The sequence below is a fragment of the Sanguibacter sp. Z41_6 genome, assembly GCF_059621145.1.
In genome coordinates this window covers 324567-337226 of record NZ_JCAQIF010000004.1, presented here as the reverse complement: position 1 = coordinate 337226, position 12660 = coordinate 324567, and the positions used below count along the sequence as shown (strand labels likewise).

At 71.0% G+C, this 12660-nt stretch carries 12 protein-coding genes and 1 tRNA gene; 9 read left to right on the top strand and 4 right to left on the bottom strand.

All coding sequences use genetic code 11. The features are described 5' to 3' along the window. The first annotated feature begins 17 nt into the window (after positions 1-17). Positions 18-488 carry a nucleoside deaminase gene (locus tag AC54T1_RS11725; RefSeq protein WP_496912037.1) on the top strand — a complete coding sequence of 157 codons (471 nt, stop codon included), beginning with the start codon at positions 18-20 and terminating at the stop codon, positions 486-488. On the opposite strand, the gene AC54T1_RS11720 is transcribed toward AC54T1_RS11725, so the two are convergent. Beyond that, the gene (locus AC54T1_RS11720) at positions 451-1296 is read right to left on the bottom strand and encodes an NAD-dependent protein deacetylase (protein WP_496912077.1); all 846 of its coding nucleotides are present in this window, start codon (positions 1294-1296) and stop codon (positions 451-453) included. The genes AC54T1_RS11725 and AC54T1_RS11720 overlap by 38 nt on opposite strands. A 152-nt stretch (positions 1297-1448) precedes the next feature. Here AC54T1_RS11720 and AC54T1_RS11715 point away from each other — a divergent pair. From AC54T1_RS11715 to AC54T1_RS11685, 7 genes are all read left to right on the top strand, one after another. Then, positions 1449-1538, top strand: a tRNA-Ser gene (locus tag AC54T1_RS11715). Positions 1539-1849: 311 nt separating this feature from the next. Beyond that, positions 1850-2041, top strand: a complete 192-nt coding sequence (locus AC54T1_RS11710) for a hypothetical protein (protein ID WP_496912036.1) — start codon at positions 1850-1852, stop codon at positions 2039-2041. An 80-nt stretch (positions 2042-2121) separates the two neighbouring features. Continuing rightward, on the top strand, positions 2122-3399 hold the full coding sequence (locus AC54T1_RS11705; protein ID WP_496912035.1) for a hypothetical protein: 1278 nt from the start codon (positions 2122-2124) through the stop codon (positions 3397-3399). Between the two features lie 9 nt (positions 3400-3408). Then, the gene (locus AC54T1_RS11700) at positions 3409-4326 is read left to right on the top strand and encodes an LLM class F420-dependent oxidoreductase (RefSeq protein ID WP_496912034.1); all 918 of its coding nucleotides are present in this window, start codon (positions 3409-3411) and stop codon (positions 4324-4326) included. A 547-nt stretch (positions 4327-4873) separates the two neighbouring features. After that, positions 4874-6676: a glycosyltransferase family 2 protein gene (locus AC54T1_RS11695; RefSeq protein WP_496912033.1), complete on the top strand. Its 1803-nt coding sequence runs from the start codon at positions 4874-4876 to the stop codon at positions 6674-6676. Further along, the gene (locus AC54T1_RS11690) at positions 6673-7404 is read left to right on the top strand and encodes an efflux RND transporter periplasmic adaptor subunit (RefSeq protein ID WP_496912032.1); all 732 of its coding nucleotides are present in this window, start codon (positions 6673-6675) and stop codon (positions 7402-7404) included. The genes AC54T1_RS11695 and AC54T1_RS11690 overlap by 4 nt, the downstream gene beginning before the upstream one ends. After that, positions 7404-9467: a glycosyl hydrolase gene (locus AC54T1_RS11685; RefSeq protein ID WP_496912031.1), complete on the top strand. Its 2064-nt coding sequence runs from the start codon at positions 7404-7406 to the stop codon at positions 9465-9467. The genes AC54T1_RS11690 and AC54T1_RS11685 overlap by 1 nt, the downstream gene beginning before the upstream one ends. A gap of 82 nt (positions 9468-9549) precedes the next feature. On the opposite strand, the gene AC54T1_RS11680 is transcribed toward AC54T1_RS11685, so the two are convergent. Genes AC54T1_RS11680 through AC54T1_RS11670 form a run of 3 tightly spaced genes read right to left on the bottom strand, consistent with a single transcriptional unit; the run spans position 9550 to position 11015 of the window. Next, positions 9550-10014, bottom strand: coding sequence for a DUF4190 domain-containing protein (locus AC54T1_RS11680; RefSeq protein ID WP_496912030.1), 465 nt, complete (start codon positions 10012-10014; stop codon positions 9550-9552). Between the two features lie 25 nt (positions 10015-10039). Beyond that, positions 10040-10693, bottom strand: coding sequence for a LytR C-terminal domain-containing protein (locus tag AC54T1_RS11675; RefSeq protein WP_484345461.1), 654 nt, complete (start codon positions 10691-10693; stop codon positions 10040-10042). 25 nt (positions 10694-10718) lie between these two features. After that, complete coding sequence (locus AC54T1_RS11670) at positions 10719-11015, bottom strand: type II toxin-antitoxin system VapB family antitoxin (protein WP_484345462.1); 297 nt, start codon at positions 11013-11015, stop codon at positions 10719-10721. 84 nt (positions 11016-11099) lie between these two features. On the opposite strand from AC54T1_RS11670, the gene AC54T1_RS11665 reads away from it, so the two are divergent. Next, a complete protein-coding gene (locus AC54T1_RS11665; protein ID WP_496912029.1) occupies positions 11100-12638 on the top strand; it encodes a hypothetical protein in 1539 nt (512 codons plus the stop codon). Positions 12639-12660: the final 22 nt, after the last annotated feature.

The following is a 12660-nucleotide window of genomic DNA, read 5'->3' as shown; positions in this document are numbered from 1 at the left end:
CAGTGATAATGGCGACCATGCACGACGACGGGCGGTACCGCAGCGCGATGGGTCTTGCCCTCGACGAGGCCCGGCTCGCGCCGGGCACGGGCGACGTGCCGGTCGGGGCCGTCGTGCTCGGTCCGGACGGGTCCGTCGTCGGGCGCGGGCACAACGCGCGCGAGGCCACGGGGGACCCGACGGCGCACGCCGAGGTGCTCGCGCTGCGCGAGGCGGCGGCGGCCGTGGGGGAGTGGCGGCTCGAGGGCTGCACGCTCGTCGTGACGCTCGAGCCGTGCGCGATGTGCGCGGGCGCGATCCTGCTCGCCCGCGTGCCGCGGCTCGTCCTCGGCGCGTGGGATGACAAGGCGGGCGCGACCGGGTCGGTGTGGGACATCGTGCGGGACCGCCGGATGAACCACCGCGTCGAGGTGCTCGGGGGAGTCCGGGAGGACGAGTGCGCGGCGTTGCTCAGGGAGTTCTTCGGAGCGCACCGCGCAGGTACGTGAGGACCTCGGTGGTGCCGGCGTCGAGCTTCAAGGTGGCGAGCGGGTCGCCGCGGGTGGTGCCGCGGTTGACGATCGCCACCGGCATCCCGGCCTTCGCGGCGTGCTTGACGAACCGCAGGCCCGAGTGGACGGTGAGCGACGAGCCCGCCACGAGCAGCGCGTCCGCGGCGTCGACCATCGCGAACGCCCGCGCGACCCGCTCCTTGGGCACGCTCTCCCCGAAGTAGACGATGTCCGGCTTGAGGATCCCACCGCACACCTCGCAGTCCACGGGGCGGAAGTGGGCGGTGGACTCGATGACGGCATCGGCGTCAGGCGCGATCTCGATGTCCGCGACGTTACCCACGGACTCGACGAACCCCGGGTTGGCCTCCTCGAGGCGGACCGCGAGGGACGCCCGGGACACGATCCGGTGGCAGGACAGGCAGATGACACGGTCGTAGGTGCCGTGCAGGTCGACGAGGTTGCGGCTGCCCGCGTCCTGGTGGAGCCCGTCGACGTTCTGCGTGATGAGGCCGGTGAGGACACCGTCGCGCTCGAGGTCGGCGAGGGCGCGGTGCCCGTCGTTCGGTGAGGCGCGCCGCACGTGCTGCCAGCCGACGTGGTTGCGCGCCCAGTAGTGCCGGCGGAACGCGGGGTCGCCGATGAACTGCTGGTACGTCATGGGGGTGCGCGGCGGCGAGTCGGGGCCGCGGTAGTCGGGGATGCCGGAGTCGGTCGAGACGCCCGCGCCGGTGAGCGCGGCGATCGTCCGGCCGTCGAGGAGGTCGACGAGTCGCTCGAGGTCTGCGGTGAGACCGGGAGCCAGGTCGGGGGCAGTACGGAGGCTGACGGTATCCACGTCATTCAGGCTACGACTCCCACCTGCGAGGCGCTCAGGCGTGCCGGGCGGCGCCCCGCGAGCCGCACAGCCCCGCCGATTGGGAGCTTGGGGTCACCGGCAGGTACTGTTCTCGGCGAGGTAGCGTGTCCGAGTGGCCTAAGGAGCACGCCTCGAAAGCGTGTGTGGGTGAAAGTCCACCGTGAGTTCGAATCTCACCGCTACCGCCAGTGGGTCCCGACGACGTTCAGGACCGCGCAGTGACAGAACCCCCCGCGGGTGCCCGGAAGGGCTCCGAGCGGGGGGTTCTGTCGTTGCCGGAGTGCACAGTGTGAGCCGAGTGCCTGTTCCCTTCCGGCGTCGGATGATCCGCCGAGCGCGATGCGCAAGAGCAAGGTCGCGACGAGGGGGCGGGCGGCTCATCCGCCTGCTCGACGCGCTGGACGCCAGCCTCGCGATCCGCGACGAGGAGAAGCAGTGAGCGCCCCGCGGCTGCTCGCGGTCACGCTCGCGGGGGCTGCTGCCAGAGAACGCCGCGGCGATGGATGCGCTCCGGCGGACGCGCGGCGTCGACCCTCATGGTCTGCTCGACCGCGTGGCCGAGATGCGGCGCCGGGTGTCAGAGGAGCTCATGGCCTCGCTCGACGAGGTCGCCGACGACTGGGACGGCCAGGTCGCGGATGTACGCACCCGGCTCGGAGCCGGTCTGGCCGCGCACCTCGCCGCCGGCTGACCGCTCCGGTCACGATGGCGTCGTGCGCCACCAACTCGATCGGACCATGAACCCGCGCCCCGATATGTGACACTCGTGTGATGCACGATGTCTCCGTCGACACCGACCAGCTCGAGCTCGTCCCCGTCTACGTCAGCGTCGAACCGCGGGACCCGCGGGGGGAGGGCGCTCTCTCGGAGGACGCGATCGAGCACGTGCCTGCCGCGACACCCGGCGAGGTCGCCGACGTCCTCACACAACTGGGTATCCCCGCGGAGGTCCTCGACGGCACTCTCCTCGGCGCCCCCGGGTGGATCGTCGCGCGGACCCTGGGGTGGAGCGACGGCCGGGTGCTGCGCTGGGCGCCGGACGAGAACCCCGTCAGCGGCCCGTACCCCTCCCTCACGCGCGACGACGTCGTGACGTACCTCGGGCGGGCGCTCGACGTCGCGTGCTCGATCGGGGACGAGCTCGAGCTCCCCGACGAGCCCACCCACGACGACGCCGTCGGTCTCGTCATCCATCAGCGGTCGGGCGCGGTCGTCGGACGGTGGCGCTCCACCGAGGCCCCGCACGTCGCGCGCGTCGCGGACTCCGCCCTGTGGTTCGCGACGATCGACGGAGCTGCCGTCGTGGCCGGCGTCGAGCCCGGCGCGGACCTCGGGGCCGTGGCGACCTACCCGTCGCGCAGCGCGCACGTCGGCCTCGAGCGCAACGGCGCGTGGCGCCGCCTCGGCGTCATGCGGGACGGCACGATCCTCGCCGCCCACGAGTGGGGTCCGCGCTGGATGCGCGTCGAGCCGTCGGAGGGCGTCGAGCCCGAGGCGGACGTGACGACGCTCGTGTTCGACTTCTACGACCCACCCCGGGCCGACCCCGTGCCGCTCGCGCGCGAGTTCGGGCTCGGACCCGTCGCGGCGGCGCAGCTGCGCGACGTCCTCGACGACCCGGACCGCGACGACCCGTTCACCGACGTGCTGCGCCTCCTCGGCCTGCCCGAGCAGGCGGCCGAGGTCGCCGAGGGCTGGCTCGACCCGTCGGACCTGCCCGGCGTGCGTCGGGTGGAGCCCCAGACGTTCGTGCGCAGCGTGTGGTCGTCCCTCACGACCGAGCCGGCCGAGCGGAGCGTGCTCGACGACCTGCAGCGGATGTGGATCCACCGGCCCGCCGCCTACTGGGTGCTGTCCGGCGTGGAGCTCGTCGCGCTCGTTGCCGGCGCGGCTGCGCTGCTCCGACGAGGTGCGTCGGAGGGTCGCAGCGGACGGTCCCGGCGCGTCATCGGGTGGACGCTCGCGGCACACGCTGTGATGACGGTGGCCGACATGGCCGTGCCCCGCAGGTGGCGTGGGCTCGACCGGCGTCCGGCGGAGCGCGCCTAGGCTGGTCCGATGGACCTGAGAATCTTCACCGAACCCCAGCAGGGCGCCTCGCACGCCGACCTCCTCGCCGTCGCCCGCGCGACGGAGGAGCTCGGCTACGACGCCTTCTTCCGCTCCGACCACGTGCTCACCATGAGCGGGGACGGGCTCCCCGGCCCGTCCGACGCCTGGCTCACCCTCGCAGCCCTCGCCCGCGAGACCTCCCGCATCCGCCTCGGCACCCTCGTCACGCCCGTGACGTTCCGGCACCCCGGTCTGCTCGCCATCCAGGTCGCGCAGGTCGACGACATGAGCGGCGGGCGCGTCGAGCTCGGGCTCGGCACGGGGTGGTTCCAGCGTGAGCACGAGGCGTACGGGGTGCCGTTCCCCGCGAAGCGCTTCGGCATCCTCGAGGAGCAGCTCGAGATCATCACAGGGCTGTGGGAGACGCCTGTCGCGGAGACGTACTCCTTCAGCGGGGACCACTACACGCTCACCGACGCCCCGGCATTGCCCAAGCCCGTCCAGGAGCGCGTCCCCGTGATCGTCGGCGGCGGCGGGCCCAGGCGGACGCCGGCGATCGCCGCGCGGTTCGCGACGGAGTTCAACGCCGCGTTCCCGGAGATCGACGCGATCGCCGGGCAGTTCGCGCGCGTCCGGTCGGCGTGCGAGGAGATCGGCCGCGCCCCCGACGACCTCACGTACTCTGCTGCGCTCGTGCTGTGCGTCGGCAAGGACGAGGCGGAGTTCGTCCGGCGCGCCGAGGCGATCGGCCGTGAGCCCGCAGAGCTGCGGGAGCACGGGATCGCCGGCACCGTCGACGAGGCCGTCGAGCGCCTCGCCCACGTCGCCGGCCTGGGCGCGACACGCGTCTACCTCCAGGTGCTCGACCTGCACGACCTCGACCACCTCGAGCTCGTCGCCCGCGAGGTCGCTCCCCAGCTGTGACCCACGCCGCTGCCGACCCCCCGCGTGGTGCCTCGTGGGGGTCGGCAGCCCGTGCCGTGAGCCCCGACGCGTCCACATGATGGACGCGCTTCCACGCGCATCCGCGGCGCCACGTGCGCGTCCGGAGCACTCACGCACCGGACATACGTCGCGCGCCGGACGACGCCCGTGGGCCGTACCCCGTTCCAGGCCGTTCCCGAGCGTTCCTCAACAGTGCTGGTCAGCGTCCGAGTAAACGCTCTCATGAGGGGTTGTTGAAGAAGCCCTTATATCGCGACGCGCGGAAGGATACTGCCAGATCACGGGTGGAATCTCTGTGACGTTTGTCACGTCCTAAAACCCTCATGGCCAACGTTATCGAGTTACGTTTCCTGCTTAGCGACGAGCCGGAGGCTCATCGCACACAACTCAACCTCCACCGTCGAGGGTCCCGACAGGAACCGCCACCACGCACCTGTCGCCCGTCGCAACCGACGTCGCCAGAGCTGCCGCCGTCCCCCAGTCGCTGACTCGCTCAGAACGAGCCCGGACCAGTTAGGGGGCCACAGTGGCCGTCTCCGAATTCGAACGACTCGTCGTCACCCCACGCCGTACCGAGAACATCTCGGGCGACGTGCTCGCCCAGAAGCGCCTGCACAGTGCGCTCGGCGTCGCGGACGACGAGTCCGCCCTCCCCGACTCCGACGACTCCGGCGCCACCCACGTCGGGCACTCCCCGTCGCTCATGATGGTTGTGCTCCTCGCGACCCTCGGCGTCCTCGCCTACTCGATCTTCCTGCTCAACCCTGCCAACGTCGGTGACGCCCTGCCCTACGCGCTCGTCATCACGGCCGAGACGATCCTCGTCCTCCAGGCGCTCCTCGCCATGTGGACGATCCTCTCCAGCGGCTACAACCCCCGGGACTTCGCGTTCTACGACGCGCAGGACCGGCTCCACGACGTCGCGGAGATCATCCGCGACAAGGCCGAGACGCGCCCCTGGGACTGGACCCTCTACCTCCACGACAAGCCGATCGTCGTCGACGTGTTCATCACGACGTACGGCGAACCCCTCGACGTCATCCGCAAGACCGTCACGGCGGCCCTGCAGATCCGCGGCCGCCACACCGTGTGGATCCTCGACGACGGCAAGTCCGACGCCGTCCGCGACCTCGCCGGGGACCTCGGGGCGCGGTACGTGCGCCGGTTGTCGAACAACGGCGCCAAGGCGGGCAACGTCAACCACGCCCTCGCCCTGAGCAAGGGCGACTTCTTCGCGATCTTCGACGCCGACTTCGTGCCCAGGCCGAACTTCCTCGTCGAGACGGTGCCGTTCTTCATCAACGACCACGTCGCGTTCGTCCAGACGCCGCAGACCTACGGCAACCTCAACAACCTCATCTCCCGCGGCGCGGGGTACATGCAGGCCGTGTTCTACAAGTTCATCCAGCCCGGTCGCAACCGCTTCAACGCGGCCTTCTGCGTGGGCACGAACGTCATCTTCCGGCGCGCCGCGATCAACGACATCGGCGGCATGCACACCGACTCCAAGTCGGAGGACGTGTGGACCTCGCTCATGCTCCACGAGCGGGGATGGCGCTCCGTCTACATCCCCATGACCCTCGCCGTCGGTGACACCCCGGAGACGATCGAGGCGTACACCAAGCAGCAGCTGCGGTGGGCGACCGGCGGGTTCGAGATCATGCTCCAGCAGAACCCGCTCGGCCTGCGCCGCAAGCTCACCATGGACCAGCGGCTGCAGTACACGGTGACCGCGACGCACTACCTGGCCGGGATCACGCCCCTGCTCCTGCTCATCGTCCCGCCGCTGCAGATCTTCTTCGACCTCACACCGATGAACCTCACCATCGGAACCGGGACCTGGTTGCTCTACTACGCCGGCTTCTACGTCATGCAGATCGCCATCGCGTTCCTCACCCTCGGGTCCTTCCGCTGGGAGGTCCTCATGCTCGCGAGCGTCTCGTTCCCCATCTACACCAAGGCCCTGTGGAACGCGATCTGCCGCAAGGAGCAGAAGTGGCACGTCACCGGCGCCGCCGGCCGCGCCAAGTCCCCGTTCAACTTCATGGTCCCGCAGGTGCTGTTCTTCTGGTTCCTCCTCCTCACGACGATCGTCGGGGCATGGAAGGACTGGAACGACGGGTCCCTCAGTCTCGCCCTCGCATGGAACGCGACCAACGCCCTCATCCTCGGTGCGTTCGTCGTCACCGCGATGAAGGAGGCGCACTCCCTCGCTGCGGCCAACCGCGCCGAGAAGCGTGCCGCGAAGCCCGGCCGGGCCTCGTCGGCCGGCCGCCGCGTCGCCGCCCCCGCACAGACCGTGACCGCCCCTACCGGAGGTGCCCGATGACCTGGTCCAACCGTTTCCGTGTCCTGCTCGGCCTCGTCCTCATCCTCGCCGTCGTCGCCGCCTTCACGATCATCCTCAACCGCCGTATCACCCAGGTGAGCAGCGGCAGCGCGTCCATCGGAGCTGCGGAGGTGGAGCTCGGCACCGACTACGCGGGCACCGTCGTCGAGCGGTTCGTGGAGCCGGGCGACACGGTCGCCGCAGGTGACCCCGTCGTCTCCGTCCAGAGCCAGGCCCTCGCCCACGACCTCGCGATCGGGCTCGTGCGTGCCGACGCGGCGCCCTTCCAGGTGACACCGGACGGGACGATGACCTTCGTCGCTCCCGAGGACGGCATCGTCAAGACCATCGACGTCGCCCCCGGGGCGTTCGTCCAGGCCGGCCGTGTCCTCGCCGGGATCGAGCGCGCCGAGTCGCTGTTCGTCCGCGCCGAGTTCTCGCTCGACCCGACGGACTACGAGCGTCTCGAGCCCGGCGCCCACGTCACGCTCGTCCTGCCCAACCAGACCGAGATCGAGGGGAGCGTCGACACCATCGAGGTCGTGACGAACGCCAACCGTGCCGAGGCCGTCATCCAGATCGTCAGCCCCGCGCTCGAGCGCGGCGCAGAGAACGGCCTCATCACGCCGGGCGTCCCCGTCACGGCGAGCGTCCAGCTGCGGGACGACGGCGTCATGGCCGACGTGCAGCACAGCGCCGAGTCCTTCCTGCGAAAGATCGGCATCTGATGCGGGCCCTCGCGACAGCCCTCCCTGCCACCGTTCTGGCCGGAGTGCTGCTGACGATGACCGCCTGCGGCTCGGACGATGCGGAGAGCGCACCCAAGCCGCCGGACGGGCCCGTGGCTGAAGCATCGATCGACGACGTGGACGCCCTCGTCGCGGCCCTCCCGGTGCGGCAGTGGGAGGAGGAGGAGAAGGAACCACCGACGATGCGGCTCGACGACGGGCTCCTGCCGCCGACGAACAGATGGTTCTCCGGACTCGTGTTCGGCGACAAGCCGATGCCCGTGTTCCCCATGCCGCTCGCCTACACCCCCACCGCCTCCGGGTTCGCAGTGGGTCTCCCGATGCCCCTGACGAGCGAGAAGGGGATCATCGCTCCTGCTCTGGAAGACGTCGGCCTCGACGTGGGGGCGGCGTCGTTCGCGGTCACCGCGTACGACACGGCGAGCGTGACGATGACCCTGCGCGACGACGCCGGCGCCGACCTCGGCAGCGTGATCGTCGTCGAGGGGTCGCCGTTCGTCAGCTACACCGCGGCCGTCGACCAGGACGTCTCGCTATCCGTCCCGTTCTCGGACGGGGACGTCCCGAGCGCGACCGTCGGGGAGCAGACCTACGGGCTCTCCACGACAGGCACGCTGAAGGGTTCTACCCTGGCGCTCACCGCCGGTCAGGTCGCGACGGTCGTCGTCGCGCCCGACGCCGCCGACGGAGCGTCGGACGACGAGGCGCTCGCGGCTCTCGTCGAGCTGGCGGCGAGCCCCGTCACGGGCACAGGCTCCAGCTACGGCATCGATGACGGTGCGTCGACCACGACCGTCACGTACACCACGGCGTCCGGCGACCCCACGGCGATCGTCCGGATGCCCCACCAGGAGCAGTCGGCCGGCGAGGGGGACGACTGCGACCTCGGCACCTACGACACCGTCTACGGCACCGTGCAGCTGTGCTCCGGCACGGAGCTGTCGTGGGGCGTGCCCGTCGTGGAGCCGCAAGGGGCCCTCGACCTCGAGGGCCTGAGCGACGAGCACCGCGCCGAGCTCGCCGAGCAGGTTCGTGCGGACATCGCCGCGATCCCGGCAGCCCCCTCCGACACCTACTTCGGCGGCAAGGCGCTGTACCGCGATACGAACCTCCTCGTCCTCGCCGAGGAGCTCGGTCTCGACGACGTCGCGGCGCCCCTGCGGGAGGACCTCGAGGCCCGGATCTCCGAGTGGGCCGAGCCCGACGGGTGCGACACACGCGAGGCGCGGTGCTTCGTCTACGACGACGTGATGCGGGGCGTCGTGGGACTCACGGCGTCGTTCGGGTCCGAGGAGTTCAACGACCACCACTTCCACTACGGGTACTTCCTCTACTCCGCGGGCGTCCTCGCCGCGGACGACCCTGCGCTCGCGGAGCAGCTGCGACCGGTGATGGACGTCCTCGCGGCGGACATCGCGTCGCCCGCGACCTCCGAGGAGGTGCCGGCGCTGCGTGCCTTCGACGTCTACAAGGGCCACTCGTGGGCGTCCGGCATGTCCCCGTTCGCCGATGGCAACAACCAGGAGTCGAGCTCCGAGGCCGTCACGGCATGGAACGGGCTCGGGCTCTGGGCAGCGGCGAGCGGCAACGACGGCCTGGCGGAGCAGGCCCGGTGGATGCTCTCGGCCGAGGCTGCGTCGTCGTCGGCCTACTGGACGAACTTCCCGCTCGACGAACCCGTCTACGACGGTTTCGACTACACCGTCACGAGCCTCGTGTGGGGCGGCAAGCGTGACTACGCGACGTGGTTCAGCGCCGAGCCGGGCGCCATGCTCGGCATCGTCGTGCTCCCCATGAGCCCCGTGAGCGCGTACCTGGCGAGCGACCCGGAGCGCATCGCGGTGAACCTCGAGTCCGAGCTCGGCGGATCGGACAGCTACGAGGTCATGTTCGGCGACTTCCTCCTCATGTACTCCGCCCTCGCCGGGCCGGAGGCTGCCGAGGAGGCCCTCGTCGCCGCGCGCGAGCTGTCCGACGACACCATCGACGACGGCAACACGCGCAGCTACATGCTCGCGTCGATCATGGCCCAGCTCGACTGACGGCGCAGCACATGACACGGCACGGGCCGGACCGCTGAGAAGCGGTCCGGCCCGTGCCGTGTCGTGCAGGTGCCCGGTCGCGCTACCTGAACCCGAAGCTCAGCCCGAGGATCACCATGCCGAGCAGGAACACGAGCCCGACGACGAGGAACAGGCTCACGTAGCTGATCACCAGTCCGGCCACCGCGAAGCCCGCGCCCTGCTCGCCGCTCGTGCGCAGCTGGGAGCGCGCGATGTGCCCGAGGACGATGCCGACGATCCAGCCCAGGACAGGGACGATCGTCCAGCCGGCGATGGACGCGACGAGCGACCCGATGGCCATGGCGTTCGTCGGCCTGCCCACGTAGCCCGGACCGCCAGCGGGGGACTGGTAGGTGGTCGGGTCGTAGCTCGGCGCCTCGTACGTCGGGACCTGGGGAGCGGTCGGCTCGTCCCACGCTGACGGGCCCTGACGGTAGGGGCTGAACGCACCGCCGGTCGGGTCGGGGTACGACCCGGACGCGCCCGCACCGGGGCGGGGATCCTTGCTCAGGTTCGGCTCGGACATTGCACTCCTCGGGTCATGGGGACGGTCATGCGGCGGGCTCGCCCTCAGCTGGTGCCTCTTCTGTGGTGGGCTCCGGGGTGGGTAGCTGCTCGGGCGCGATCTGGTCGAGCGGGAGGCAGCCTTCGCGGGAGATCATCGCGATCGCGGGATCCAGCGCGACCTCCTCGCTGAGCGACTCGAACTCGTCGCCCAGCGTGACGTCGATCGTCGCGTCCGCGCGTGCGTCGTAGTAGAGGTCGCTCTCGCTGAAGTGGGCCGCGACCGTGTACGCCTGGGCGAGCCCGGCCGCCCCGAAGGAGATGCGGACGCTCGCGAGGTCGACCGAGGCGTTCCCGGTGGTCGCGACAGCGAACCCGCGCTCGGCGAGGGTCTCGGCGGCGACGGTGGCGAGGCCCGCACGGTCGGTGGCGTTCAGGACGTTGAGAGTGATGTCGCCGCTGGGAACCGGCATGGTGCCGTCGGGCAGGCACGCCTGCGGGTACTGCTCGTCGGTCTGCTTCGTGGCGTAGGTGAAGTCACGCTCGAACGGTGGGTCGACGGTGCCGGTGTACACGGCGAGCGCCCCGAGGCCGGTGACGGCAAGGAAGGCGATGAGGACGCCGAAGATCACAGCCTGGCGTTCTTGCTTGTGGCGTCTGCGCAGCGTGCGCGCACGCTTGACGTCGTCCGGCGTGGTCATCTGAGAAATTTACCGCCCGTCGGGATCAATCGAGCACGAGGACGCGCGCGTGCAGGAGGCCACGTTGCTGCAGCGCTGCGCGGACGGCGCGGTGCAGGCCGTCCTCGAGGTACATGACGCCCTCGTACTGCACGACGTGCGCGAAGAGGTCCCCGTAGAACGTCGAGTCCTCCGCGAGGAGGTTGTCGAGGTTGAGGGTGCGCTTGGTCGTGACGAGCTCGTCGAGGCGGACCTGCCGTGGTGCCACGGACGACCAGTCCTTCGCCGTGACGAGTCCGTGGTCGGGGTAGGGCCGGCCGTCCCCGACGCGCTTGAAGATCATGGCCGCAAGTCTAGACGGGGTGGTCGGTCGGACGTGTGGAGATCTGGTGGTCAAGACATGACCTCGGGAGACCGACATAGGGGTATGGACCAGACAGGCACGGGTGGGGGTGGGGCGATGACGGGCGGCACGCCGCGCGCGGGGAGCGCCTTTCCCGCGGGAGGTGGCCCGGCCACGGACGCGGTCGACCTCGACGCGCAGTGGGAGACGTGGTTCGGCTGGGCGGTGTCGTGCGACGACTTCGCGCTGGCCGAGCGGCTCTACGTGTCGGGCTCGTGGTCGCCGGGCGCGGCCGCGACCGTGGCGCAGGCGCACGTCCTCGTCGTCACGCACCGGTCGGCGGAGGCGCTCGCGCTCCTCGGGCGAGAGCCCGGTGCTGACAGCGACGCAACAGCCCGGTGGCGTGACGACATCGTGCTCGCGGCCGGCGCGGCGCTGGGCGACCGGGGGATGTTCGGCAGACTCCTGCAGTCTGCCCTCGAGACCTCAGGGTCGCCCGTGGCGTGGCGTGCCGCCTACCTCGTGGGTGCTGCCGCCGAGCAGATCGGCGAGTGGGTCATGGCGGACGAGGCGTGGCGCACCGTCGTGGGCCGCTACGGCATCGTCACGCCGCACGTGCTCGGCAGGCTCGCGGTCTCCGAGACGACGCGTCGGGCCGACCTGGCCGATCCCGCACGCGCGGTCCTCGAGATCGTCCAGCCGCTCGTCCATGACGACCCACCGGTCGTCGACGACCCGGGCCGGCTGCTCGAGGTGGTGGCGCAGCTCGAGAGGCGTGCGGACGAGGCGGGGGCACGGCTCGTGCTCGAGGCCGCCCGCCGGACGTCTCCCGTGCCGCCGGTCGTCGACGAGGCGGCGGACCGTCTCGGCCGGGCGCATCCCATGGTCGGTTACCGCACGGCCATCACCGCCCTGTCCGTCCTGGCTCTCGCGCTCATCCCGTTCGGTCTCATCGGTGTCCTCGTCGTCATCGGGGTGCGGCAGACGTGGTGCCGCACGGTGCGGGTCCCGGGGTTCTCGCGGCCTGACTCCCAGGTGTGGCGGGCGCTGCGGACCCTGCGGTACGACGCTGCGTCGGGGGAGACCCAGGGGGAGCACGAGCGACCCACGGGGTGGTACGGGCTCGCCGGGATCGGCGGGGTCTGCCTCGGTATCCCGGTCGCGCTGGTGCTCCAGGAGCTCGTGCCCTCCGGCGACGTGTTCGTCATCGGTGTGTGGAGCCTCGGGCTCGTCGGTCTGCCGGTGCTCGCGGTCCTGCTCGCCGTGCGGCTGCACCAGCGGTACCTCGTTGCCCGCAGGAAGCGACGGGCGGCGGCGGCCGAGCGGCTGCGGCTGGCTGAGGCGCGCAGCTGCCGGTGCTGGCAGGCGCACGGGCTGCGCGGGAGGGTCGCCCTGGCGTACGAGGAGGGCCACCTCGCGACGGTGACGGACGCGGGGGTCGTCGCCGCGGTGCGGACGAGCCTCGGGGACGGGACGGTCGTCGCGCGGTGCGGAGCCACGGGTGTTCCTTGGCTCGTGACGACCTCCGCAGGCGGCGTGGAGCGGGTCGCCATCCGAGGGCGGCTGGCCGATCCGGTGGCAGACGGCGGGGCGCCGGATTCGGCGACCGGGTTCTACCTCTGACGAGGCGGGTATGACGAAAGGC

Coding starts and splice junctions, on each gene's coding strand:
- AC54T1_RS11725 (WP_496912037.1), top strand. CDS start 18: ATGCACGACGACGGGCGGTACCGCAGCGCGATGGGTCTTGCCCTCGAC.
- AC54T1_RS11710 (WP_496912036.1), top strand. CDS start 1,850: ATGGATGCGCTCCGGCGGACGCGCGGCGTCGACCCTCATGGTCTGCTC.
- AC54T1_RS11705 (WP_496912035.1), top strand. CDS start 2,122: ATGCACGATGTCTCCGTCGACACCGACCAGCTCGAGCTCGTCCCCGTC.
- AC54T1_RS11700 (WP_496912034.1), top strand. CDS start 3,409: ATGGACCTGAGAATCTTCACCGAACCCCAGCAGGGCGCCTCGCACGCC.
- AC54T1_RS11690 (WP_496912032.1), top strand. CDS start 6,673: ATGACCTGGTCCAACCGTTTCCGTGTCCTGCTCGGCCTCGTCCTCATC.
- AC54T1_RS11685 (WP_496912031.1), top strand. CDS start 7,404: ATGCGGGCCCTCGCGACAGCCCTCCCTGCCACCGTTCTGGCCGGAGTG.
- AC54T1_RS11680 (WP_496912030.1), bottom strand. CDS start 10,014: ATGTCCGAGCCGAACCTGAGCAAGGATCCCCGCCCCGGTGCGGGCGCG.
- AC54T1_RS11675 (WP_484345461.1), bottom strand. CDS start 10,693: ATGACCACGCCGGACGACGTCAAGCGTGCGCGCACGCTGCGCAGACGC.
- AC54T1_RS11670 (WP_484345462.1), bottom strand. CDS start 11,015: ATGATCTTCAAGCGCGTCGGGGACGGCCGGCCCTACCCCGACCACGGA.
- AC54T1_RS11665 (WP_496912029.1), top strand. CDS start 11,100: ATGGACCAGACAGGCACGGGTGGGGGTGGGGCGATGACGGGCGGCACG.